Genomic DNA, 22,636 nt, shown 5'->3' on the forward strand with positions numbered 1-22,636 from the left:
CTCCGGGGGTGTGCGAGCATGGGGAGCGTAGGGGACGCGGGTGGCACACCCGGCCTACGGACAACCAGCCGCGAACAGGCCGCAGAAATCGATCGCCGCCCGGGAAATGAAACCGGACGGCCGTTGGTTGGCACTGGCGGCAGACCGTCGTCAAGACCGGGAGAAAGCAGATGACCGTCCAGGACGAGACCACCGTCGAGAGTGGCATCCTCCTCACCGATGCCGCCGCGGCCAAGGTCAAGGCCCTGCTGGAGCAGGAAGGCCGCGAGGACCTCGCGCTGCGCGTCGCCGTCCAGCCCGGTGGCTGCTCCGGCCTGCGTTACCAGCTGTTCTTCGACGAGCGCTCGCTCGACGGTGACGTGATCAAGGACTTCGACGGTGTCAAGGTCGTCACCGACCGGATGAGCGCCCCGTACCTGGGCGGCGCCACCGTCGACTTCGTCGACACCATCGAGAAGCAGGGCTTCACCATCGACAACCCGAACGCCACCGGCTCCTGCGCCTGCGGCGACTCGTTCAGCTAAGCCCGCTGCGGAAGGCGGCCCCGGGGTGATCCCCGGGGCCGCCTTTCCGTTTCCGCCCGCGGGCGTCGCGGCGCCTACCGCCCGGCGACGTCCGGGGTGACCGGGTCCGGCCCCATGTGCGGGTCGCCCTCCAGCGGCAGCTCCTGACCGCTCGTCCTGTCGACCACCGTCCGCCCGGCCAGCGGCGAGCGCAGGTCGGCCGCGACCGACTGCCGCTTGGCCAGCGCGTTGCACACCTGCCCCGGCTGGACGGTGGGCGGGCCCGGCACGACCAGCACGTCCACCCGGCCCGGCTGCGACTCGTCCGCCTTCAGCGCGTACGTGGTGCAGACCCCGCCGAAGAAGTAGACGGTCAGCTTGGTGGTGCCGTCCACCCGGTAGGCGACCGGCGGACGGACGGGCGCGTCCGAACCGTTCGGGTTCGGCTCGCCCACCGCGATCCCGTTGCCCGGGGGAGTGGCCGGGGCCGGCTGCCCGGGCGGGGGCGAGGCCGGGCTGGGTGTGAAGCCGGTCGGCGGCTGGGCCGGCTGCGCGGCCCCGGAGGAACTCCCGGTCGGAGCCGCCGAGGACGGGCTCGCGGAGTCCGCCGGGGCCTGCGGCGAGGCACTGGCCGAGGCGGACGCGGCGGCCGAGCCGCTCGTCGCCGCGTCCGAGGCGGGCTTGCCGCCGCCGCTGCCGCAGCCGGCCACCGTCACCACCGCCGCCAGCACCAGACCCGTCAGGGCCACCGCTCGCCGACCGCGCCGGGGCATCGTCTCCAGATCCATCTGCACATCCTCCCGAGGGTTCAGCGGTGCCGCCTCCTCGCCGCTCCGCGCGGATGTGACGTGCTCCGGTCGGATCCGGTTCCACAGTGGTTCCGCGGCGGTTCCACGCGGGGCCGATCCGGTCCGGCGCGGGCTCAGAAGCCGTACTCGGCCATCCCGGCGACCACCCGCTGGGCCCCGGAGGACACCCGGAAGCCGGTCGAGGCGGGGGCGACGGGCTCCGGGCCGGCCGCGAGCTGCGGCCAGAACCGGCGCAGCCGCCGGGAGGAGTCCAGCAGGGCGTCGAGCGTCTCGCCGTCCTCGGTCCGCAGGACGGGCAGGGCACAGTGGTCGGTCATCATCCGGTATCGCTCCGATCCAGGGCCGCGGCCACGCTGCCGCGGTCGACGACGGGGCCCGCACGACGGGCCCCCCACGGCCGACCCTAGGCAGGGGCCCGGCCGCCCACCAGTGCTACCGGGAGGTAGTACACGGAGGAGGGCGACGGGTGCCACCATGGCCGTGGGGCGGCAACTTGCGGCACTCTTGCCGGGCGCTCCCCGGGGCCGGGTACCGTAGGCGGGTTCGTCCCCGCCTGCCCGCTGGCCCCGCAGCCACCCTGAGGAGACCCCCCGTGCGTATCGCCGTCGCCGGCTCGATCGCCACCGACCACCTGATGACGTTCCCCGGCCGGTTCGCCGACCAGCTCGTCGCCGAGCAGCTGCACACCGTGTCGCTGTCCTTCCTGGTCGACACCCTGGACATCCGCCGCGGCGGCGTCGCGCCGAACATCGCCTTCGGCATGGGTGTGCTCGGCCTGCGCCCGGTCCTGGTCGGCGCCGCCGGTGCGGACTTCGCCGAGTACCGCAGCTGGCTGGAGCGCAACAACGTGGACTGCGACTCCGTCCACATCTCCGAGACCCGGCACACCGCGCGCTTCATGTGCACCACGGACGAGGACCACAACCAGATCGCCTCGTTCTACACCGGTGCCATGGCCGAGGCCCGCAACATCGAGCTGAAGCCGATCGCCGACCGCGTCGGCGGCCTGGACCTCGTCCTGGTCGGCGCCGACGACCCGCAGGGCATGGTCCGCCACACCCAGGAGTGCCGCACCCGCGGCTACGCCTTCGCCGCCGACCCCTCCCAGCAGCTGGCCCGCCTGGAGGGCGAGGACATCCGCGAGATCGTGGACGGCGCCGCGTACCTCTTCACCAACGAGTACGAGGCCGCGCTGATCGAGACCAAGACCGGTTGGGGCGCCGAGGAGCTGCTCACCCGCGTCGGCACCCGGATCACCACCCTGGGCAGCAAGGGCGTCCGGATCGAGCGCAAGGGCGAGGCGCCGATCGTGGTCGGCTGCGCCAAGGAGGAGGCCAAGGTCGACCCGACCGGCGTCGGCGACGCCTTCCGCGCGGGCTTCCTGGCCGGCCTGTCCTGGGACCTCGACCTGGAGCGCTCCGCCCAGATCGGCTGCATGCTCGCCACCCTGGTGATCGAGACCGTCGGCACCCAGGAGTACGAGCTGCGCCCGGCCGCCTTCCTGAAGCGCTTCGAGGAGGCCTACGGCGCCGAGGCGGCCACCGAGATCAGCGCCCGCCTGGTCAAGTAGTCCGCCGGACGACGAGGTAGGCCGAGCCCCGGTCGCCGCCGTACTCGGCGGCCGGGGCCTCGCCCGCGTACTCCTGTCCGCGCATCCCGCACCAGGCCGGGATGTCCAGCCGGGCCGCCTCGTCGTCCGCCAGCACGACGACCGTGCCACCCGGCGGCACCTCGCCGATCCGCTTCGCCAGCTCGATCACCGGCAGCGGGCAGCGCTTCCCCAGCGCGTCGATCACTGTGACCCGCCCGCTCGCCTCCGGGCGCTCTGACCCGGCGCCGACGCTCCTCGCTCCGGCACTCCCTCCTCCGTCGGTCGCTTGTCGCTCCTCGCTTTCGGCACCGGCGCGCCCTTCGGCTCGGGGCGCAGCCCCGATCGCGGCCGGCGCCGGCCCGGGAGCCGGCAGGTCCAGCCCGAGCGGCGCCCGGACGCCGGCCACCAGGTCCGGCAGCACCGCGAGGAAGCGCTCCACGTCCGCCTCGGCCGTCCCGTACGGCAGCGAGACCCGGACGTTCCCCTCGGTGAGCACCCCCATCGCCGCCAGCACATGGCTGGGCGTCAGCGTGGACGAGGTGCAGGAGGAGCCGGAGGAGACCGCGAAGCCGGCCCGGTCCAGCTCGGTCAGCAGCACCTCCCCGTCGACGTACAGACAGGAGAAGGTGACGATGTGCGGCAGCCGCCGCACCGGGTCGCCGACCACCTCGACCTCGGGCACCAGCCGCGGCACCCGGGTGCGGATCCGCTCCACCAGCGCGTGCAGCCGGGCGTTCTCCCGCTCGGCCTCGGCCCGTACGGCGCGCAGCGAGGCGGCCGCGGCCACGATCGCCGGGACGTTGACGTAGCCGGGCACCCGGCCGCCCTCGCGCTCGTCGGCCGGCAGCGGCGAGGCGTACCGGACGCCCTTGCGCACCGCCAGCACCCCGACCCCGGGCGGGCCGCCCCACTTGTGGGCGCTCGCGGTCAGCAGCGACCAGCCCGCCGGGACGTCCGCCCGACCGGCGCTCTGCGCCGCGTCCACCAGCAGCGGGACGCCGGTCCCGGCGCACAGCGCGGCGACCTCGCCGACCGGCTGCACCGTCCCGACCTCGTGGTTGGCGCTCTGCAGCGCGGCCAGCGCGGTATCCGGTCGCAGCAGCGCGGCGAAGGCCGCCGGGTCGGCCCGGCCGCCCCGGTCGACCGGCGCCACCGACACCTCGCCCCCGGCGGCCTCGTGGCGTTCGGCGACGTGCAGCACGCTGGAGTGCTCCACCGCGGAGTGCACGAAGTGGCCGCCGCGCCGCCGGTTCCCGGCCAGCGCGCCCAGCAGGCCGAGCTGGACGGCCTGGGTGCCGCTGGCGGTGAAGGAGATCTCGTCCGCCCGGGTGCCCAGCACCGCGGCCACCGTCTCGCGGGCGGCGTCCAGCAGCATCCGGGCCTGCCGGCCGGAGCGGTACAGCCGGGCCGGATCGGCCCAGCCCTCGTCCAGGGCGGCGGTCAGCGCCTGCCGGGCGACGGGGTGCAGAGGGGCCGTCGAGGCCGCGTCGAAGTACACGGTCACATTTAACGACACACCCGGCCGCGTCCCCGGTCGGTCGCGCGGCTCACCCACCGTCAGTCGATCATCCCGAATGTCCGCTTCGTCCGCGCCCGACGGGCCGTCACGGGTGTCGCCCGAGGTCATCCCCCGATCGGGCGTACGGACCTCGAATGCCTACGATGACCTGCGGCGCAGCCCCCACCGGGCCTGATCGGGCTAGCGGGCGGCGCGTTACCGGGGGCTGCCCGTCAGGAGCGCATAAGGCTGGAGTAGGGTTTGGCCCGCATAAGCATTCAAACCGTGCCCGTGGACGGGTCGCCGGGGAGGCTCACACTCCTCCCCGGGGCGACGCGAAGGCGGGCGAGACTTCGGGAAGGCGCTACGTGAGTCCCAACGGCTCCGACCGCTCGCCGCGGCGCACGATGCGGCGGAAGCTGCCTCAGGCGCTGGCACTGGGCCTCGTCATCGCGACCGCCACCGGCTGCTCGGCCAACGACCTCCCCAGGCTTGGCCTCCCGAGCCCCGTCACCAAGGAAGGGCCCATGGTCCTCCAGATGTGGCAGGGCTCCTGGATCGCGGCGCTGGTGGTCGGCGTACTGATGTGGGGTCTGATCATCTGGAGCGTGATCTTCCACCGGCGCAAGCGCACCGGTGTGGAGGTCCCCCCGCAGACCCGGTACAACGTGCCCATCGAGGCGCTCTACACCGCGGTCCCCATCATCATCGTCTCGGTCCTCTTCTACTTCGTCGCCCGCGACGAGTCGAAGCTGACGGCCACCTCCGAGAAGCCGCAGCACTACGTCAACGTGGTGGGCTTCCAGTGGAGCTGGGCGTTCAACTACGAGAACACCGAGACCCCCGACCCGGCCAACAAGGACGCCGCGTACGACGTCGGAACCCCCAAGGAGGTTCCGACGCTGTGGCTGCCGGTCAACGAGTCGGTGCAGTTCCGCCTCACCTCGCGTGACGTCATCCACGACTTCTGGCCCGTCAACTTCATGATGAAGATGGACGTCGTGCCGGGCGTGGTGAACAAGTTCGAGGTCACGCCGACCGTCAAGGGCGAGTACATGGGCAAGTGCGCCGAGCTCTGCGGCGTCGACCACTCGCGCATGCTGTTCAACGTCAAGGTCGTCGACCGCGCCGACTACGACAAGCACCTGGCCGAGCTTCGCGCCAAGGGCCAGAACGGCTGGGTGCCCTCCGGCCTCATCGGCATGGGAAGTGAAGAGAAGTGACCATCCTCAACGAGCCCGCCGCGGCCGGCGGGGGCGCCGATGCCGTCACGGTCGGGGCGCAGCGGACCCGGAAGCCGGGTTCCACCATCATCAAGTGGCTGACCACCACTGACCACAAGACGATCGGCACCCTGTACCTGGGCACGTCGTTCGCCTTCTTCCTGATCGGTGGCATCCTCGCCCTGGTCATGCGTGCCGAGCTGGCTCGTCCCGGGACCCAGATCCTGTCGAACGAGCAGTTCAACCAGGCGTTCACGATGCACGGCACGATCATGCTGCTGATGTTCGCGACGCCGCTCTTCGCCGGCTTCGCGAACTGGATCATGCCGCTCCAGATCGGCGCACCGGACGTGGCGTTCCCGCGTCTGAACATGTTCGCGTACTGGCTGTACCTCTTCGGCTCGACCATCGCGGTGGCCGGCTTCGTGACCCCGAACGGCGCCGCCGACTTCGGTTGGTTCGCCTACTCCCCGCTGTCCGACGCGGTGCACTCGCCCGGCGTCGGCGGCGACATGTGGATCATGGGTCTGGCCTTCTCCGGCTTCGGCACGATCCTCGGTGCGGTCAACTTCATCACCACGATCATCTGCATGCGCGCTCCGGGCATGACGATGTTCCGGATGTCGATCTTCGTCTGGAACGTCCTGCTGACCTCGGTGCTGGTCCTGCTGGCCTTCCCGGTGCTGGCCGCCGCGCTGTTCGCCCTGGAGGCGGACCGCAAGTTCGGTGCCCACGTCTTCGACCCGGCCAACGGCGGGGCGATGCTCTGGCAGCACCTGTTCTGGTTCTTCGGCCACCCCGAGGTGTACATCATCGCGCTGCCGTTCTTCGGCATCGTGTCGGAGATCATCCCGGTCTTCAGCCGCAAGCCGATGTTCGGCTACTCCGGCCTGATCGCGGCCACCATCGCGATCGCCGGTCTGTCCGTGACGGTGTGGGCGCACCACATGTACGTCACCGGACAGGTACTGCTGCCGTTCTTCTCGTTCATGACCTTCCTGATCGCGGTCCCGACCGGTGTGAAGTTCTTCAACTGGGTCGGCACCATGTGGAAGGGCTCGCTGAGCTTCGAGACCCCGATGCTCTGGACGGTCGGCTTCCTGGTCACCTTCCTCTTCGGTGGTCTGACCGGTGTCCTGCTGGCCTCCCCGCCGATCGACTTCCACGTCTCGGACTCGTACTTCGTCGTCGCCCACTTCCACTACGTGGTCTTCGGCACCGTCGTGTTCGCGATGTTCGCCGGCTTCCACTTCTGGTGGCCGAAGATGACCGGCAAGATGCTGGACGAGCGCCTCGGCAAGATCACCTTCTGGACGCTGTTCTTCGGCTTCCACACCACCTTCCTGGTGCAGCACTGGCTCGGCGCGGAGGGCATGCCCCGCCGCTACGCCGACTACCTGGCCTCGGACGGCTTCACCACCCTGAACACCGTCTCGACCATCGGCTCCTTCGTGCTCGGCCTGTCGATCCTGCCGTTCCTCTACAACGTCTGGAAGACCGCCAAGTACGGCGAGAAGGTCACCGTGGACGACCCGTGGGGCTTCGGCCGCTCGCTGGAGTGGGCGACCTCCTGCCCGCCGCCGCGGCACAACTTCCTCACCCTCCCGCGGATCCGCTCCGAATCCCCGGCCTTCGACCTCCACCACCCGGAGATCGCCGCGCTGGACTACCTGGAGAACCACGGTGAGCCGGCCAAGCACCTCGCCGGCGTGACCCCGGCGAAGTACGACGCCCCGAAGCTGGGCAAGGGCAACAAGGAGGGCGACGCCTGATGAAGGAACAGGGAAAGATCTTCCTGGGCCTGTCGGTCTTCGTGCTGGCCATGGCCATCACCTACGGCCTGTGGACCAACTCCGACACCAACGGCCCGGGTCTGGAGGCCGCCGGTACCACGGCGCTGTTCCTGGCCTTCGCGCTGTGCGCCTTCATCGGGTACTACCTCGCCTTCACCGCCCGCCGGGTGGACAGCGGCGCGGGTGACAACCCCGAGGCCGAGGTCGCGGACGACTCCGGCGAGCTGGGCTTCTTCGCCCCGCACAGCTGGCAGCCGCTCTCGCTGGCGCTCGGTGGCGCGCTCGCCTTCCTGGGCGTGATCTTCGGCTGGTGGCTGATGTTCTGGGCCGCCCCGATCATCATGATCGGCATCTTCGGATGGGTCTTCGAGTTCTACCGCGGCGAGAACCAGAACCAGTAGGGTTCGCGCTCGTGCACCAGGGCCGGTCCTCCCGTACGGGAGGACCGGCCCTGCCGCGTTCCCGGACGCCGCGGCGTCCCCGGGATGACGGCCTCACTCAGCTGGGTGAACCGGATGTCCCTCGGATGTCGCTTCACCGGGGGCGTTCCTACGATCTGATCAATCGTGCGAAACCTTCGGAGGCGGCCATGGCCGACAGGCGCGGAATCGCAGCTCTCGGCGGCATCTCGCTGGCCCTCGCCGTGCTGGCCCCGCTGGCCGGCTGCACGGCCCGGGACGAGGCGCCCGTCGGACCGCACCGGGTCGACGCGGCCCCGCTGGTCCACCTCTCGGCGGACGCCAAGGCGGACCCCTCCCAGCCGGTCACCGTGACGGCCGTCCAGGACAGCCGGCTCACCGACGTCACCGTGGTCGGCCCGGACGGCCGGGTGGTCGCCGGGAAGCTCGCCGAGGACCAGCGCAGCTGGCAGACCACCGGCCGGCTGAAGGCCGCCACCGCATACACGGTGCGGATCTCCGCCGACGACGGCAAGGGCGGCCGCGGCGACACCACCGCGAGCTTCAGCACCCTCGCCGCCGAACGCCTGCTCACCGCCAAACTCGGCCCGGACTCCTCCGGCAGCGGCGTCTACGGGGTGGGCCAGCCGCTCACCGTGGAGCTCTCCGAGGCGGTGAAGGACCCCCAGGCCCGCCAGGAGGTCGAGCACGCCCTGACCGTCGGCTCCCAGCCCGCCGTCACCGGCGCCTGGTACTGGGTGGACGACAAGAACCTGCACTTCCGTCCGGAGGAGTACTGGCCGGCCGGGACGACCGTCTCGCTGGCCTTCGACGGCACCGGCAGCCGGATCGCCGACGGCCTGTACGGCGGTGACCGCAGCTCGCTGAAGCTGCGGATCGGCGAGCGGGTGGAGTCGGTGATCGACGCGGCCGCCCACGAGCTCACCCTGAAGCGTGACGGCGAGGCGCTGCGGACCATCCCGGTCACCACCGGCAAGCCCGGCTTCGACACCCGCAACGGCGTCAAGGTGGTGCTCGGCCAGGAGCGGTCGGTCCGGATGAACGGCGAGACGATCGGGATAGCGCCGGGCAGCACGGAGTCCTACGACCTCGACGTGCTCTGGGCCACCCGGGTGACCTGGAGCGGCGAGTACGTCCACGCGGCGCCCTGGTCGGTCGGCTCGCAGGGCGTAGAGAACGTCAGCCACGGCTGTACCGGCATGAGCACCGGCAACGCCGAGTGGTTCTTCCAGCACACCCGGGTGGGGGACCTGGTGACGGTGGTGAACAGCCGCGGCGGCCGGATGGAGCCCTTCGGCAACGGCTTCGGGGACTGGAACATCGCCTGGACGGACTGGGTCAAGCACAGCGCCTCCGGACAGCCCGTCAGCACCACCGCACCGGCCTCCCAGGCCCCCGCCGCCGGGATGGTCCGCCCCGAGCTCTGAGACCCCCTGAGGCGCCCTCCGGGGCGCCTCAGCCCTGCGGGTAGGCCAGCCGCAGGGCGGTGTCCACGGCGGCCAGGGCCTCCGCGCGGGAGACGCCCAGGCGGCTCGCCCGGGCGGCGTACTCGGCGGCGGCCTCGGCGGCCAGCCGGTGCGCGGCGTCCCCGGTGGCGGCGATCAGCGTGCCGCGCCGGCCGTGGGTCTCCACCACGCCGTCCGCCTCCAGCTCGCGGTAGGCCCGGGCGACGGTGCCGGCCGCCAGCCCCAGCTGCTCGGCCAGGGCGCGGACGGTGGGCAGCCGCAGCCCGGTCGGCAGCTCGCCGGAGCGGGCCCGGTCGGCGATCTGGGCGCGGATCTGCTCGTACGGGGGAGTGGCCGAGGCGGGGTCGACGGACAGCTGCACGGGGGCTCCTGAGGACGCGGGCGGCGAGTACGGGAAAGCCAGCGGGCCTGTCCGGCACATCTTTGCCGGGCCCGCGACGCCCGAGCACGCACCTCGCGGCGTTGTCGTCGGTCGCCAATGCTCCGCAGTGGCTCCCTCCTCCGCCTTGCGATGCACGCACTCAGACGCCGCGGTCTGATCCGACAAGATGCGCCGGACAGGCCCGAGGGCCGCCGACCAGAACTCTGGTCAGCGGCCCTCGGGGTGACGCGGTGGTGCCTACGGGATCAGTGGTGGCCGTGGCCGCTGGTGATCTCGTGGTGCTCCTCGGCGGTCGGCTTGGGGATCTGGCTGCCCTCGCCGTAGAAGCCGCGGGAGAGCTTGGCCCGGGTGCGGGTGACGACGCCGGCCTTGCGGGCCACGCCGTTCTCGTCCGTCTGGGCCGGCAGCTCGACCGGCTGGTTCTGGTCGTGCGCGGTGAGCTTGTACAGGTCCTTCTGCGGCAGCTGGGTGTGCACCTCGACGAACTCGCCGTGCGGCAGGCGCTTGATGACGCCCGACTCGCGGCCGTGCAGCACCTTCTCCTTGTCACGGCGCTGGAGGCCGAGGCACCAGCGCTTGGTGATGATGAAGACGACGACCGGGACGACGAAGAAGCCGACGCGGACGAAGTAGGTGACCGAGTTGATCGACAGGTGCAGGTGGGTGGCGAACAGGTCGTTGCCACCGGCCATCAGCAGGATCAGGTAGAGGCTGATCCAGGCGGCGCCCAGGGCGGTGCGGACCGGGGCGTTGCGCGGGCGGTCCAGGATGTGGTGCTCGCGCTTGTCGCCGGTGATCCAGCCCTCGATGAACGGGTAGGCCGCGATCGAGACCAGGACCAGCGGGAAGATCGCCAGCGGGACCATGACACCCAGGTTGAGGGTGTGGCCGCCCCAGACGCTGATCTCCCAGCCGGGCATGATCCGGATCAGGCCCTCGGAGAAGCCCATGTACCAGTCGGGCTGGGCGTCGGTGGACACCTGGTCGGGACGGTACGGGCCGTACGCCCAGATCGGGTTGATCGTGGCGATCGCCGAGATGACGGCGATGAGGCCGAACACCAGGAAGAAGAAGCCACCGGCCTTGGCCATGTAGACCGGCATCAGCGGCATGCCGACGACGTTCTTCTCGGTCTTGCCCGGGCCCGCCCACTGGGTGTGCTTGTGGTAGAAGACCAGGATCAGGTGGGCCACCAGCAGGCCGAGCATGATGCCCGGGATCAGCAGCACGTGGATGGTGAAGAACCGCGGCACGATGTCGTGGCCGGGGAACTCGCCCCCGAACAGGAACATCTGGACGTAGGTGCCGATCAGCGGGACGGCGAGGATCGCGCCTTCCATGAAGCGGATACCGGTGCCCGACAGCAGGTCGTCCGGCAGGGAGTAGCCGAAGAAGCCGTCGAACATGCCCAGGATCAGCAGCAGGAAGCCGAAGACCCAGTTGATCTCACGCGGCTTGCGGAACGCGCCGGTGAAGAACACGCGCATCATGTGGACGAGCATCGCGGCCACGAAGACCAGGGCGGCCCAGTGGTGGATCTGCCGGATCAGCAGACCGCCGCGGACCTCGAAGCTGATGTCCACCGTGGAGGCGTAGGCCTCCGACATCGGGATGCCCTTGAGCGGCACGTACGAGCCGTCGTAGACGACCTCGGCCATCGAGGGCTTGAAGAACAGCGTCAGGTAGACGCCGGTCAGGATGATGATGACGAAGGTGTAGAGGCAGATCTCGCCCAGCATGAAGGACCAGTGGTCCGGGAAGATCTTCCGCAGGTTGGCCTTGGCGAGGGAGTAGATCCCCAGCCGGCCGTCAGTCCAGTCAGCCGCGGCTTCCCACTTGTTGGCGGGCTTTTCACGCGTGCTGGAGGGCTTGGCGGCACCGGTCGTGGTGCTGCTCGCGCTACTCATCGAGCACGCTCCCAGTAGCTCGGGCCGACGGGCTCCGCGAAGTCGCCGGTGGCGACCAGGTTGCCCTTCTCGTCAGTGATGATCTTCAGCTGCGGCAGCGGGTGGCCGGCCGGGCCGAAGATCACGCGGGCGCCGTCCGCCAGGTCGAAGGTCGACTGGTGGCAGGGGCAGAGCGCGTGGTGGGTCTGCTGCTCGTACAGGCTGATCGGGCAGCCGACGTGGGTGCAGATCTTGGAGTAGGCGAGGATGCCCTCGAAACCCAGCTCCTTGGACTTGTCGTCCTTGATGTCCTCGGGCGCGATGCGGACCAGCATCAGGGCGTCCTTGGCGATCCGCTGCTGGAAGTCCTCGCTGTGCGTGGACAGGCCCTCCGGCATGGCGAACGTGAGCGAGCCGACGATGATGTCCTCGGGCTTCATCGGCTGCATGGTGTTCATGTTGATGAGCTGCAGCGGCTTGGTCTCGGTCGCCTCCTTCCAACCGGTCTCCTTGAGCTTCTTCTCGGGAAGCGGGCCAAGGTCACGGAGCAGGACCACGCCGGAGAGCGGGACCAGCGCCATGGAGCCGATCAGGGTGTTGCGGATCATCTTGCGGCGGCCGAAGCCGGACTCGGCGGCACCGGTCTTGAACTGCTCGATGACGTCGTTGCGGACCTCGTCGGAAGCCTCGATCGGGTGACGCTCGGCGGGCAGCTCGACGTCCGACATCAGCGTGCGGGCCCAGTGGACCGCACCCGCGCCGATCATGAACAGCGCGACGCCCAGGGTCAGGCCGAGCGCGAAGTTCAGCGCGCTGACGTGACCGAGCGGGAAGATGTAGACGATCTTGTCCGGGTCGATGGCCACGTACGAGGCGATGAACCCGACGGTGGCGAGCATCGAGACCACGAACATCAGCGAGACCTGGCGCTCGGCACGCGACGCGGCCTTCTCGTCGATGTCGGTGCGACGGGGCTCGTGGGCCGGCAGGCCCGGGTCGGCGAACGGGCTGCCGTGGTCGGCCACCTCGCCGGCGGAGCCGTGCGGCTCCGGGAGCTTCTCTTCTGACATGTCGTGGCTCATGACTTCTTGGCCTTGGTGGTGTGGGCGGCGACCCAGATCGCGACCGCGATGAGCGTGCCGAGGCCGAAGATCCAGCCGAACAGACCCTCGGTCACCGGACCGAGGCTGCCCAGGGTGAGACCGCCGGGGTTGGGCTCATCGTTGGTGGTGTGGCGGACGAAGGCCACGATCTGCTTCTTCTGCTCCTCGGGCATGGTGGTGTCCGGGAACGACGGCATGTTCTGCGGGCCGGTCTGCATGGCCTCGTAGATGTGCTTGGCGTCCACGCCCTCCAGCGAGGGGGCGTACTTGCCCTTGGTCAGGGCACCACCCTGGCCGGCGAAGTTGTGGCACTGGGCGCAGTTGGTGCGGAACAGCTCGCCACCCTTGGAGACGTCCTCGGGGTTGGTCGAGGTGAACTGCTCCTCCGTCGGGGTCACCGGGCCGGGACCGAGGGAGGCGACGAAGGCGGCGAGCTGGTCGATCTCCGCCTGCGAGTAGATGTTCTTCTTGCGCGGGACCTGGGCGCCGGGCTGCTGGGCCGGCATGCGGCCGGTGCCGACCTGGAAGTCGACAGCGGCGGAGCCGACGCCGACCAGGCTCGGACCGTCACTGCTGCCCTGGCCGTTCAGGCCGTGGCAGGAGGAGCAGCCCACGGCGAAGAGCTTCTTGCCCTCATCGATCGCGAGCGACTGCGCGGCGACGTCGGCCTGCGCCTTGTCGGCGGGCGCGAACGCGGCGTACAGCCCCCCGGTTGCCGCCAGGGCGAGAAGTAGGACGACCAGCGCCGCCAATGGGTGGCGCCGTCGTGCGGAGAGCTTTTTCACGGAATAACCCCGGTGTCAGGATCTGGTCGACTGGTGGGTGCACCCGGCGGCCGGTCTGGCCGGCACGAGGCTGCCTGTCTAGGGCTGCGCGCGCGGTCGGTCGGTGGGAGCGTCGGCACCGGCAGAAGCGGCCCGTCGCCGGTGAGGGCGGGGGCCGCAGCCGGTGGCCAGCGACCTGATCAGCTGGTTACTTGATCAGGTAGATGGTCGCGAACAGGCCGATCCACACGACGTCGACGAAGTGCCAGTAGTACGACACGACGATCGCGGCGGTGGCCTGCTCGTGCGTGAAGCGCTTGGCTGCGTACGTCCGTCCCAGGACCAGCAGGAAGGCGATCAGACCACCCGTCACGTGCAGCCCGTGGAAGCCGGTGGTCAGGTAGAACACCGTGCCGTACGGGTCGGAGGACAGCGACAGGCCGTCCTTCTTGACCAGCTCGGTGTACTCGAAGACCTGGCCGCCGATGAAGACCGCGCCCATGGCGAACGTGAGGATGAACCACGCCCGGAGCTTCTTCACGTCTCCGCGCTCGGCGGCGAACACGCCGAGCTGACAGGTCAGCGAGGAGAGCACCAGGATCGTGGTGTTGACCGAGGAGAAGGGCACGTTGAGGGCGTGGGCCTTCTCGGTCCAGAACTCCGGCTCCTTGACGGAGCGGAGCGTGAAGTACATCGCGAAGAGGGCCGCGAAGAACATCAACTCGGAACTGAGCCAGACGATCGTTCCGACGCTGACCATGTTCGGCCGGTTGACCGATCCGTGCGCGTGCCCGGTTTCTACTGCTGTTGCTGTCGCCACGACGGACATTATGTCGGTCCCTTATTCCGTCTTCACGTCGGGGGGTGTCCCTCGGAGTGTCCGGTGCGTGCGGTATGCCCGCTTGGGGGGCGACGGGGTGTCCGTACGGGGGGTGAGCAGCGGCGTGTCCCTTTTCTGATGGTTCCTCGGAGGAGCCTGGACCCCGTTGCCCGGCGCGCCGGTGCACGGTCGGAGTAGCCGAGGGAGGTAGGGGGGAGGGCGTCCGGGTGAGCCGTACGGGTGGACCGGGCGGGGTCGGGTGACGGGCCGTCCTCCAGGCGGGTGAGTCCAGGGCACGGCGGCTTGAGGAGGAACGTGCGCGAGGGGGACTCGGCGGGGGGTGATCGGGAGTAGCATCCGGATCAGGCGAACGTGGTCCGGATCACACTTGAGGGAGCAGGGCCCATGGCGTACACGACCGATGAGACGCTCACCGTCCTCGTCTACAGCGACGACCGCAACACCCGCGAGCAGGTGCTGACGGCGCTCGGCCGCCGCCCTGCCGAGGACCTTCCGGAACTGTCCTACCTGGAGTGCGCGACCACCCCCGCGGTGCTCAAGGCACTGGAGAAGGGGGGAGTGGACCTCTGCGTGCTGGACGGCGAGGCCGTTCCGGCCGGCGGGCTGGGCCTCGGGCGCCAGCTCAAGGACGAGATCTACGGCTGCCCGCCGGTCCTGGTGCTGATCGGCCGGCCGCAGGACTCCTGGCTGGCCGCCTGGAGCCGGGCCGACGCCGCGATCTCCCGTCCGGTGGAGCCGGTGGCGCTGGCCGGGGCGGTCGCCACCCTGCTGCGGGACCGGCTGGCGAAGCGGACTCCGGCCGTCCGCTGAAATCCGCGCCAGGAGTAGGAAAGACAGGGGTAGAAGCGGGCGCTCCGCTCGATAGGCTGGCTCCATCCGTACGGACGTCCCCGGAGCGGGGAACCGACAACAGCTGGAGTCAGCCATGGTGAACGTGAACCCTGCGAACGGCGGTAGCGACCCCGCGCAGGTGGTCCGCACCTGGCCGGACCTCCTGGCGGCACTGTTGCAGGGGGAGGACCTCGACCGCTCGTCCACCGCGTGGGCGATGGACCGGATCATGAGCGGCGAGGCGTCCCCCGTCCAGGTGGCCGGGTTCATGATCGCGCTGCGGGCCAAGGGCGAGTCGGTCGAGGAGATCGCCGGCCTGGTCGACGCGATGTACGCGCACGCCGAGCCGCTGGAGATCCCCGGCCCGGCGGTGGACATCGTCGGCACCGGCGGGGACCGGGCGAAGACCGTCAACATCTCCACCATGTCGGCGATCGTCGCGGCGGCCGCCGGCGCCAAGGTGGTCAAGCACGGCAACCGGTCGGCCTCCTCGACCAGCGGCTCCTCGGACGTGCTGGAGAAGCTCGGGGTGGCGCTGGACCTCTCCCCCCGGCGGGTCGCCGAGGTGGCCGAGGAGGTCGGGCTGACCTTCTGCTTCGCGGCGAAGTTCCACCCCTCGATGCGGCACGCCGCCACCGCGCGGCGCGACCTCGGGGTGCCGACCGCCTTCAACATCCTCGGCCCGCTGACCAACCCGGCCAAGGTCACCGCGCACGCCATCGGCTGCTTCGACACCCGGCTGTCCGGGCTGATCGCCGGGGTGCTGGCCCGGCGGGGCGCCACGGCGCTGGTCTTCCGCGGCGACGACGGGCTGGACGAGCTGACCATCACCACCACCTCGCAGGTCTGGCTGGTGCGCGACGGGGTCGTCACCGAGTCCACCTTCGACCCGCGGGACGTGGGCATCGAGCTGGTCGGCATCGAGGCGCTGCGCGGGGCGGACGCCTCGTACAACGCCGAGGTCGCGCGGCGGCTGCTGGCCGGCGAGCACGGGCCGGTGCGGGACGCCGTCCTGCTGAACACGGCGGCGGCGCTGGTCGCGCTGGAGCTGGGCGACGCGCCGCTCACCGAGCAGCTGGCGGCCGGCATGGAGCGGGCCGCGAAGGCGATCGACTCCGGTGCCGCGCAGGACCTGCTGCGGCGCTGGTCGGAGGCCACCAGCCGGGCCTGAGGCGGTAGTTGGGGAGCCCGTGCCGGTACGCCGGTGCGGGCTCCCGTGCTGTCCGGATGCTGGATGCCCGTTTGACCACCCGGTGGACCCGGCCTAGAGTCTTCGCCAGGTCATGAGTGACAGCGCCAAGCCCCAGCTGGCTGTCCGGCAACCCTCCGTCCGTGGCGGGGTGCCCTGGGTGAGGACCGGGTCGTCACGGCAAGCCGTCCGTGCGACAAGCGCGGACGCCCGACGACTAGCACTCCCGGGGTCCCTTGCCCCAGAAGGAGTGCATCCCCATGTCTCTGGCCACCGAAATCCGCACCCCGCTCGCCGTCCTCGGCGCCGACGTCCAGGTCCCGCTCGCCAGCGGTGAGAAGGTCGGCTACGCGGCGCTCGACTACGCGGCGAGCTCGCCGGCGCTCCAGCGGGTGTGGGACGACGTCGCCGCCTACGCGCCGTACTACGGCAGCGTCCACCGCGGGGCCGGGTACCTCTCCCAGCTGTCCACCGACCTGTTCGAGCAGAGCCGCCGCACCGTCGGCGAGTTCCTCGACCTGCGCGAGGGCGACCAGGTGGTCTTCACCCGGGCCACCACCGACTCGCTCAACCTGCTGGCCTCCGCCGTCCCGGCCGGCACCCGGGTGTTCGCCTTCGAGACCGAGCACCACGCCTCGCTGCTGCCCTGGGCGCACGCCGGACTGGACGTCACCTACCTGCGGGCGCCGCGCTCGCGGGCCGAGGCGGTGGCCGCGCTGGACGCCGCGCTCGCCGAGACGCCCGAGGGCCCCAAGCTGCTCTGCGTCACCGGCGCCTCCAACGTGACCGGCGAGCTGTGGCCGGTCGCCGAGCTGACCGCGACCGCGCACCGGCACGGCGCCCGGGTGGTGCTGGACGCCGCCCAGCTGGCGCCGCACCACCGGGTCTCGGTGCGTGAGCTGGACGTCGACTGGATCGCCTTCTCCGGCCACAAGATCTACGCGCCGTTCGGCGCCGGGGTGCTGGCCGGCCGGGCGGACTGGCTGGACGCGGCCGAGCCGTACCTGGCCGGCGGCGGGGCGACCCGGACGGTGGCCCGGGAGGCCGACGGCTCGGTGGCCGTGCAGTGGCACACCGGCCCGGCCCGGCACGAGGCCGGCTCGCCGAACGTCATCGGCGCCTACGCGATCGCCTCGGCCTGCCGGGCGCTGACCGAGGCCGGCTTCGACGGGCTGGAGGCCCGCGAGCAGCAGCTGATCGCCCGGCTGACGGCCGGGCTGGCCGAGATCCCGCAGGTCAAGGTGCTGAACCTGTTCGGCGAGGGCTCCGCCCGGGTGGGCGTGCTGTCCTTCGTCGTCCGGGACTGGAACAGCTCGCACTTCTCCGCCGCGCTGTCCGCCGAGTACGGCATCGGGGTGCGCGACGGCCTGTTCTGCGCCCACCCGCTGGTGCGCACGCTGCTGGGCGACGAGGACGAGGCACCGTCCGAGTGTGGTGCGCCCGAGCCGTCGCTGCCGGGCGAGCGCAGCCTGAACGCGATCCGGGTGAGCTTCGGTGCCGGGACGCCGGACGAGCACGTCGACCGTTTCCTGACCGCCGTCCGGGAGCTGGTCACGGAGGGCGCGGCGTGGAACTACCGCAACGAGGGCGGGCGCTGCGTCGCCACCGTGCAGGTCGAGCGGGGCCGGCGCGCCGAGGGCTGACCGCTACTCGTCCAGGCCGAGGGCGAAGGCGGCCTCCAGGTCGTGCTGGGAGTAGGTGCGGAAGGCGATCTGGGTCTCGGTGTGGGCCACGCCCGGGACCTTGTTGAGCCGGCCCGGGATGACCTCGGCCAGGTCGTCGTGCCGGCGCACCCGCACCATCGCCACCAGGTTGTAGCCCCCCGTCACCGAGTAGACCTCGCTCACGCCGTCGATGGCGGCGATGGATTCGGCGATCTCCGGGATGCGGTCGACACTGGTCTTGATCAGGACGATGGCGGTGATCACAGTTCGGGCTCCTTTGTGGGGTGCCGCCAGCGTATCGGGCGTCAGCCCGGTCGTCGCGGGGGGTGGCGGACCACGGTGCAGGCGTAGAGGAACCCGGCCGAGAAGCCGATCACGTGGACCAGGTACGCCACCCCGGGGCCGGCCGCGTGCACCGACCACCACTGCAGGACGAACCAGAGGCCGAGCACCAGCCAGGCCGGGAAGCGCAGCGGCAGGAAGAACAGCAGCGGGACGAGGGTGGTCACCCGGGCCCGGGGGTGGAGGCGCAGGTAGGCCCCGAGGGCGGCGGCGATCGCCCCGGAGGCCCCGATGAGCACCCGGGTGGAGTTCGGCGAGTGCGCCTCGGCGAGCGCGAAGCCGTACGTGGTCAGGCTGCCGGCGGCCAGGTAGAAGACGGCGTACCGGGCCCGGCCCAGCCGCCGTTCGACGGTGGGGCCGAAGACCTGGAGGAAGAGCAGGTTCCCGAGCAGGTGCAGCCAGCCGGCGTGCAGGAAGAGCCCGGTGAGGACGGACAGCGCCGGGCGCTTGCCCGGGGTCGGGGCGGCCGGGCAGCCGGGGACCGGGTCGGGGGCCTCGGCGAGCTGTTCGGCGGTCAGCGGCCGTCCGGCCAGCACCTCGGCCGGGACGGCGCCCCAGCGCTGCTCGTACCGCTGCTCCGCGCAGACCCGGGCCTGGCCCGTGCCGTACAGCGGGTTGAGCCCCGCGGCCGGGCCGAGCAGGAAGACCAGGGTGTTGAGGGCGATCAGGGCGTAGCTGACCACGGGGGCGGTCGCCGCCGGGCGGCCGCCCCGGGCGGCGGTGTGGTCGGGGACCGCGAGCGCCATGCGGCCAAGCATCCCTCCGGGCGCCGCAGGTGACACGGCGGTTTACGGCAGGTGGACTAGCCCGGGTGTTCAGGCAACCGGTGGTCGCGACGGTTGCCCCAGGCAATAGGCTTGGGGCGGGCATTCCCGCCTCCCGCCGCCGACGCCGGGGCTCCGGGGGGAGCGCCTGCCCCACCCAGGGACCACCCGAGAGGACCCCCGATGACCGTCCCCGCTCTGACCGCCGAGACGCGCTGGCGCTGCACCCTGTGCGGCAACCTCACCCGCTTCGACGTGACCCGCACCGCGCGGGTGACCGAGTTCCTGCACTTCGACCTGGCCGGCGAGTCCAAGGTCGAGGAGACCGAGGTGCTGAGCGAGACCGTCGAGTCGGTGCGCTGCCGCTGGTGCAACGCGGTGGACCAGGTCGAGCTGGTGGCCCGTCCGGGCGCCGAGGAGACGCAGGCCCCCGCCGACCAGGGCTGATCCCCGCCGCGGCGGCGGGGTGGATGCGCGGCGCACCCGCCCGCGCCGCACGGGACAATACAGAACAGGACGCACGGAGCGTGCCGACGGGGGGCGGCCGCGGCCGTGCCCCGCTGGACCAGGATCGGAGCCGAGGACGTGGTGGACGCAGCGAAGGAGCCCGGCGCAGCCCAGGGGCTTCAGCCCGCTGCGGCCGAGGCCCCGGCCGAGGCTGCCGGGACGGCGGACGGCGCCTCCGGGTCCGCGGCGGAGCGCGCCGTCGAGAAGCTCGACCGGCCGCTGCCCGAGGGCGTGCGCCGTCGGGTGGTCGGCCTGGCCTCGGACGCGCTCGGCGGGGTGCCGCCGGCCGAGCTCCCGCAGAGCCTGCGTCAGTACGTCAAGTTCACCCCGGCGCGGCGGGCCAAGTACGCGGCCACCGCGCTGGCGGCGGCGCTGGAGGCGGAGCCGGCCTTCCGGGTGCGGATAGCGGAGCGGCTGCGTCTCGGGCAGCCGGACCTGGTGAAGGCGCTGGAGTCGGGCACCGTCCCGAGCGCGGCCGATCCGATGGACGTCGCGGCCGCCGCCTACCTGGTGCGTTCGACGGGCTGGAGCCGGCTGGTGGCCGAGGCCGGCGAGGAGGCCGAGCGGGCCGGTGCCGAGGACGCGGCCGCGGAGGCGGTCCGGCTGGTGGAGAAGCTGCAGGCCGAGCTGGCCGAGGTGCGGGCCTCCGCGCGGGCGGACGCGGACCGGCAGCGGGCCGAGTCCGACGGCGTCCGCAGGGAGGCCGAGTCGCTGCGCAAGAGGGTGCGGTCGCTGGAGAGCGACACCCGCCGGGCCCAGGCCGAGACCCGCCGGGTGGCCGGCGAGCTGGACGCGCTGAAGGCGCAGGCCGCGGCCGAGCGCGGCGCGGCCGAGAGCGAGGCGCGCCGGCTCCGGCACCGGGTCCTGGAGCTGGAGAACGCGGCCGAGCAGGGTCGCCGTTCGGCCCGCGAGGGGCGCAGCGTCGAGGACATGCGGCTGCGGCTGCTGCTGGACACCGTGCTGCAGTCGGCCCAGGGGCTCCAGCGGGAGCTGGCGCTGCCGGTCGCCCAGATCCGCCCGGCGGACCTGGTGGAGGCGGTGGTGCCGGGGGCGGCCTCGCCGCACGACGTGGCCCGGCGCGGGCTGGCCGAGGACGATCCGGCGCTGCTGGACCAGCTGCTGGCGATCCCCCAGGTGCACCTGGTGGTGGACGGCTACAACGTGACCAAGACCGGTTATCCGACGCTGCCGCTGGAGCAGCAGCGGATCCGGCTGCTGGGCGGGCTGGCGATGCTGGCCCAGCGGACCCAGGCGGAGGTCACCTGCGTGTTCGACGGGCAGGACCTGGACGTCCCGGTGATCATGGCGCCACCGCGCGGGGTCCGGGTGCGGTTCAGCCGGACCGGGGAGACGGCCGACGAGCTGATCCGCCGTCTGGTGCGGGCCGAGCCGCAGGGCCGTCCGGTGGTGGTGGTGTCCACCGACCGGGAGGTCGCGGAGGGCGTGCGGAAGGCGGGCGCGCGCCCCGTGGCGTCGGTGCTGCTGCTGAACCGGCTGGCCCGGCCCTGAACCCGGGGAGGTTCGCATGATGCCTGGTCAGGGCCTGTTTCGGAGCATTGTGCGAGTCCGGTGAAGTCAGTGTGGGGACCGGAGTTCACGCCTTCGGGGGAGTGGCAAAACGGATAGATCTTCACTAGGGTCTGGCGTCAAACCTATTTTCCGGAATCTCATCCCATCAGGTGAGCCCGTTGGAAGAAGGAGCCGGTCCCTTGGCCTCCCACCGCCGTCCCAAGCAGCCGAGCCGCGCACGGATCTCCGTGCTCACCGCGGCCGCTGCGACCGCGGTCGCCCTCTCCGCCCAGGTGGCCGCGCACGCCGCGCCGCAGCCGAACAAGACGGACGTCAAGGCGCAGATCGACCAGCTCCAGGAGGAGCAGGAGCAGGCGGCCGAGAAGTACAACGGCGCCAAGGAGCGGGCCGACCAGCTGCGCAAGCAGGCCGACCAGCTGCAGGACCAGGTGGCCCGCGGCCAGGAGCAGATGACCCAGCTCCAGGGCGGCCTCGCCGAGGTGGCGGGCGAGCAGTACCGCAGCGGCGGCATCGACCCGTCCGTCCAGCTGATGCTCTCCTCGGACCCGTCCGGCTACCTGGACAAGGCCTCCACCGTCCAGCAGGCCAGCACCAGTCAGGCCGAGGCGCTCAAGGGGCTGCTGGACCAGCAGCGCCGGCTGGACCAGGAGAAGACCGAGGCGGCCGCCGTGCTCGCCTCGCTGGACACCACCACCAAGGACCTGAACCAGGCCAAGTCGGACGTCAACACCAAGCTGAAGGCCGCCCAGGACCTGCTGAACTCGCTGAGCTCCGCCGACCGCGCCGCGCTGCGGGCCCAGCAGGCGCAGGACGACCGCGCCTCGCGCGGCAGCGACCGGGTCGACCTCGGCAGCCTGCCGCCGGCCAGCGGCTACGCGGCCACGGCGCTGGCCAAGGCGATGAGCAAGCAGGGCTCGCCGTACGTGTGGGGCGCCACCGGGTCGACCACCTTCGACTGCTCGGGCCTGATGGTCTGGGCGTACGGGCAGGCGGGCGTCTCGCTGCCGCGCACCTCGCAGGAGCAGGGCCACTACGGCACCCGGATCCCCTCGCTGGACCAGGCCCAGCCGGGCGACCTGGTGATCTACGGCCCCGACATGCACCACGTCGGGATGTACATCGGCAACGGCATGGTGGTCCACGCGCCGCACACCGGCGACGTGGTGAAGGTGATGAAGGCCGACGCGATGTCGATCAACACCATCCGCCGGGTCTGACGGCCCGACACGCCCGAGGGGCTTCCGCGGGGGCCTGTGAAAAGCGCCACCCCCGTTCGGGGTGGCGTTTCGGGTTTCCGGCCCTTCGACGACCACATGGTGAGAATCGATCAGCCTTGTGTGCGTCAATGGTCACCATCGGTCATTTTCACAAAGGAACTTGGGTAATCTTCTGTCTTTTTTCTGACAAGGATTTGAACCGATCACGGTTCAGTTACTAGGGTCATGCTCCGAACCACCGCACTGTCGATCGCCCAGCCAGGGTGGCGGCGGTGGTTACCGTCGAGTTCGCAAGGCAGCGGGACAGGTCGAAG

At 71.3% G+C, this 22,636-nt stretch carries 22 protein-coding genes and 1 riboswitch; of the genes, 12 read left to right on the forward strand and 10 right to left on the reverse strand.

Annotated elements, in window-relative coordinates:
• The first annotated feature begins 170 nt into the window (after positions 1-170).
• Positions 171-524 carry an iron-sulfur cluster insertion protein ErpA gene (erpA, locus tag ACLWS4_RS04685; RefSeq protein WP_049651846.1) on the forward strand — a complete coding sequence of 118 codons (354 nt, stop codon included), beginning with the start codon at positions 171-173 and terminating at the stop codon, positions 522-524.
• Positions 525-598: 74 nt separating this feature from the next.
• Here the strand turns inward: erpA and ACLWS4_RS04690 are convergent, their stop codons facing one another.
• Complete coding sequence (locus ACLWS4_RS04690) at positions 599-1,291, reverse strand: hypothetical protein (protein ID WP_117487461.1); 693 nt, start codon at positions 1,289-1,291, stop codon at positions 599-601.
• Positions 1,292-1,425: 134 nt separating this feature from the next.
• Entirely contained in the window at positions 1,426-1,632 is a 207-nt protein-coding gene (locus tag ACLWS4_RS04695; RefSeq protein ID WP_049651844.1) for a hypothetical protein, read from the reverse strand.
• 272 nt (positions 1,633-1,904) lie between these two features.
• On the opposite strand from ACLWS4_RS04695, the gene ACLWS4_RS04700 reads away from it, so the two are divergent.
• Positions 1,905-2,882 (forward strand): carbohydrate kinase family protein, encoded by a 978-nt coding sequence (locus ACLWS4_RS04700; protein ID WP_049651843.1) that lies wholly within the window; start codon positions 1,905-1,907, stop codon positions 2,880-2,882.
• On the opposite strand, the gene ACLWS4_RS04705 is transcribed toward ACLWS4_RS04700, so the two are convergent.
• Complete coding sequence (locus ACLWS4_RS04705; protein ID WP_416873430.1) at positions 2,875-4,401, reverse strand: cysteine desulfurase/sulfurtransferase TusA family protein; 1,527 nt, start codon at positions 4,399-4,401, stop codon at positions 2,875-2,877. The genes ACLWS4_RS04700 and ACLWS4_RS04705 overlap by 8 nt on opposite strands.
• Before the next feature lie 368 nt (positions 4,402-4,769).
• On the opposite strand from ACLWS4_RS04705, the gene coxB reads away from it, so the two are divergent.
• From coxB to ACLWS4_RS04725, 4 genes are all read left to right on the forward strand, one after another.
• A complete protein-coding gene (coxB, locus tag ACLWS4_RS04710) occupies positions 4,770-5,624 on the forward strand; it encodes a cytochrome c oxidase subunit II (RefSeq protein ID WP_049651842.1) in 855 nt (284 codons plus the stop codon).
• Complete coding sequence (gene ctaD, locus ACLWS4_RS04715; RefSeq protein ID WP_074000888.1) at positions 5,621-7,396, forward strand: cytochrome c oxidase subunit I; 1,776 nt, start codon at positions 5,621-5,623, stop codon at positions 7,394-7,396. The genes coxB and ctaD overlap by 4 nt, the downstream gene beginning before the upstream one ends.
• Positions 7,396-7,818 (forward strand): cytochrome c oxidase subunit 4, encoded by a 423-nt coding sequence (locus ACLWS4_RS04720; RefSeq protein WP_049651840.1) that lies wholly within the window; start codon positions 7,396-7,398, stop codon positions 7,816-7,818. The genes ctaD and ACLWS4_RS04720 overlap by 1 nt, the downstream gene beginning before the upstream one ends.
• A 188-nt stretch (positions 7,819-8,006) precedes the next feature.
• Positions 8,007-9,263, forward strand: a complete 1,257-nt coding sequence (locus ACLWS4_RS04725) for an Ig-like domain-containing protein (RefSeq protein WP_416873431.1) — start codon at positions 8,007-8,009, stop codon at positions 9,261-9,263.
• A 28-nt stretch (positions 9,264-9,291) separates the two neighbouring features.
• On the opposite strand, the gene ACLWS4_RS04730 is transcribed toward ACLWS4_RS04725, so the two are convergent.
• The 5 genes from ACLWS4_RS04730 to ACLWS4_RS04750 all read right to left on the reverse strand — a co-directional run bounded on the left by ACLWS4_RS04730 (position 9,292) and on the right by ACLWS4_RS04750 (position 14,266).
• Positions 9,292-9,723 (reverse strand): GntR family transcriptional regulator, encoded by a 432-nt coding sequence (locus ACLWS4_RS04730; RefSeq protein ID WP_416873432.1) that lies wholly within the window; start codon positions 9,721-9,723, stop codon positions 9,292-9,294.
• A 206-nt stretch (positions 9,724-9,929) separates the two neighbouring features.
• Positions 9,930-11,591 carry a cytochrome b gene (locus ACLWS4_RS04735; protein WP_074000891.1) on the reverse strand — a complete coding sequence of 554 codons (1,662 nt, stop codon included), beginning with the start codon at positions 11,589-11,591 and terminating at the stop codon, positions 9,930-9,932.
• Positions 11,588-12,640 carry a ubiquinol-cytochrome c reductase iron-sulfur subunit gene (locus tag ACLWS4_RS04740; protein WP_049651837.1) on the reverse strand — a complete coding sequence of 351 codons (1,053 nt, stop codon included), beginning with the start codon at positions 12,638-12,640 and terminating at the stop codon, positions 11,588-11,590. Before ACLWS4_RS04740 ends, ACLWS4_RS04735 begins: the two co-directional genes overlap by 4 nt.
• A gap of 8 nt (positions 12,641-12,648) precedes the next feature.
• Positions 12,649-13,458, reverse strand: a complete 810-nt coding sequence (locus ACLWS4_RS04745; protein ID WP_049651836.1) for a c-type cytochrome — start codon at positions 13,456-13,458, stop codon at positions 12,649-12,651.
• 187 nt (positions 13,459-13,645) lie between these two features.
• Positions 13,646-14,266, reverse strand: a complete 621-nt coding sequence (locus ACLWS4_RS04750) for a cytochrome c oxidase subunit 3 (RefSeq protein WP_416873433.1) — start codon at positions 14,264-14,266, stop codon at positions 13,646-13,648.
• Positions 14,267-14,662: 396 nt separating this feature from the next.
• On the opposite strand from ACLWS4_RS04750, the gene ACLWS4_RS04755 reads away from it, so the two are divergent.
• From ACLWS4_RS04755 to ACLWS4_RS04765, 3 genes are all read left to right on the forward strand, one after another.
• Positions 14,663-15,088: a hypothetical protein gene (locus tag ACLWS4_RS04755; protein WP_049651834.1), complete on the forward strand. Its 426-nt coding sequence runs from the start codon at positions 14,663-14,665 to the stop codon at positions 15,086-15,088.
• 115 nt (positions 15,089-15,203) lie between these two features.
• On the forward strand, positions 15,204-16,280 hold the full coding sequence (trpD, locus tag ACLWS4_RS04760; protein ID WP_107086441.1) for an anthranilate phosphoribosyltransferase: 1,077 nt from the start codon (positions 15,204-15,206) through the stop codon (positions 16,278-16,280).
• 108 nt (positions 16,281-16,388) lie between these two features.
• A riboswitch (SAM riboswitch) is annotated at positions 16,389-16,507 on the forward strand.
• A gap of 51 nt (positions 16,508-16,558) precedes the next feature.
• Complete coding sequence (locus tag ACLWS4_RS04765) at positions 16,559-17,941, forward strand: aminotransferase class V-fold PLP-dependent enzyme (protein WP_416873434.1); 1,383 nt, start codon at positions 16,559-16,561, stop codon at positions 17,939-17,941.
• A 3-nt stretch (positions 17,942-17,944) separates the two neighbouring features.
• Here the strand turns inward: ACLWS4_RS04765 and ACLWS4_RS04770 are convergent, their stop codons facing one another.
• Both ACLWS4_RS04770 and ACLWS4_RS04775 read right to left on the reverse strand, forming a co-directional pair.
• Positions 17,945-18,226, reverse strand: a complete 282-nt coding sequence (locus ACLWS4_RS04770; RefSeq protein ID WP_049651832.1) for an Lrp/AsnC family transcriptional regulator — start codon at positions 18,224-18,226, stop codon at positions 17,945-17,947.
• Positions 18,227-18,267: 41 nt separating this feature from the next.
• Positions 18,268-19,050 (reverse strand): rhomboid family intramembrane serine protease, encoded by a 783-nt coding sequence (locus ACLWS4_RS04775; RefSeq protein ID WP_049651831.1) that lies wholly within the window; start codon positions 19,048-19,050, stop codon positions 18,268-18,270.
• A 201-nt stretch (positions 19,051-19,251) separates the two neighbouring features.
• On the opposite strand from ACLWS4_RS04775, the gene ACLWS4_RS04780 reads away from it, so the two are divergent.
• The 3 genes from ACLWS4_RS04780 (at position 19,252) to ACLWS4_RS04790 (ending at position 22,322) form a co-directional block, all read left to right on the forward strand.
• The gene (locus ACLWS4_RS04780; RefSeq protein WP_049651830.1) at positions 19,252-19,515 is read left to right on the forward strand and encodes a hypothetical protein; all 264 of its coding nucleotides are present in this window, start codon (positions 19,252-19,254) and stop codon (positions 19,513-19,515) included.
• Positions 19,516-19,653: 138 nt separating this feature from the next.
• On the forward strand, positions 19,654-21,084 hold the full coding sequence (locus ACLWS4_RS04785; RefSeq protein ID WP_375874017.1) for an NYN domain-containing protein: 1,431 nt from the start codon (positions 19,654-19,656) through the stop codon (positions 21,082-21,084).
• A gap of 200 nt (positions 21,085-21,284) precedes the next feature.
• Positions 21,285-22,322 (forward strand): C40 family peptidase, encoded by a 1,038-nt coding sequence (locus tag ACLWS4_RS04790; RefSeq protein ID WP_049651829.1) that lies wholly within the window; start codon positions 21,285-21,287, stop codon positions 22,320-22,322.
• Positions 22,323-22,636: the final 314 nt, after the last annotated feature.

The sequence above is a fragment of the Kitasatospora sp. SC0581 genome, assembly GCF_048159585.1.
GTDB lineage: Bacteria > Actinomycetota > Actinomycetes > Streptomycetales > Streptomycetaceae > Kitasatospora.

Coding starts and splice junctions, on each gene's coding strand:
- erpA (WP_049651846.1), top strand. CDS start 171: ATGACCGTCCAGGACGAGACCACCGTCGAGAGTGGCATCCTCCTCACC.
- ACLWS4_RS04690 (WP_117487461.1), bottom strand. CDS start 1,291: ATGGATCTGGAGACGATGCCCCGGCGCGGTCGGCGAGCGGTGGCCCTG.
- ACLWS4_RS04695 (WP_049651844.1), bottom strand. CDS start 1,632: ATGATGACCGACCACTGTGCCCTGCCCGTCCTGCGGACCGAGGACGGC.
- ACLWS4_RS04720 (WP_049651840.1), top strand. CDS start 7,396: ATGAAGGAACAGGGAAAGATCTTCCTGGGCCTGTCGGTCTTCGTGCTG.
- ACLWS4_RS04725 (WP_416873431.1), top strand. CDS start 8,007: ATGGCCGACAGGCGCGGAATCGCAGCTCTCGGCGGCATCTCGCTGGCC.
- ACLWS4_RS04730 (WP_416873432.1), bottom strand. CDS start 9,723: ATGTGCCGGACAGGCCCGCTGGCTTTCCCGTACTCGCCGCCCGCGTCC.
- ACLWS4_RS04735 (WP_074000891.1), bottom strand. CDS start 11,591: ATGAGTAGCGCGAGCAGCACCACGACCGGTGCCGCCAAGCCCTCCAGC.
- ACLWS4_RS04740 (WP_049651837.1), bottom strand. CDS start 12,640: ATGTCAGAAGAGAAGCTCCCGGAGCCGCACGGCTCCGCCGGCGAGGTG.
- ACLWS4_RS04750 (WP_416873433.1), bottom strand. CDS start 14,266: ATGTCCGTCGTGGCGACAGCAACAGCAGTAGAAACCGGGCACGCGCAC.
- ACLWS4_RS04755 (WP_049651834.1), top strand. CDS start 14,663: ATGGCGTACACGACCGATGAGACGCTCACCGTCCTCGTCTACAGCGAC.
- trpD (WP_107086441.1), top strand. CDS start 15,204: ATGGTGAACGTGAACCCTGCGAACGGCGGTAGCGACCCCGCGCAGGTG.
- ACLWS4_RS04765 (WP_416873434.1), top strand. CDS start 16,559: ATGTCTCTGGCCACCGAAATCCGCACCCCGCTCGCCGTCCTCGGCGCC.
- ACLWS4_RS04775 (WP_049651831.1), bottom strand. CDS start 19,050: ATGGCGCTCGCGGTCCCCGACCACACCGCCGCCCGGGGCGGCCGCCCG.
- ACLWS4_RS04780 (WP_049651830.1), top strand. CDS start 19,252: ATGACCGTCCCCGCTCTGACCGCCGAGACGCGCTGGCGCTGCACCCTG.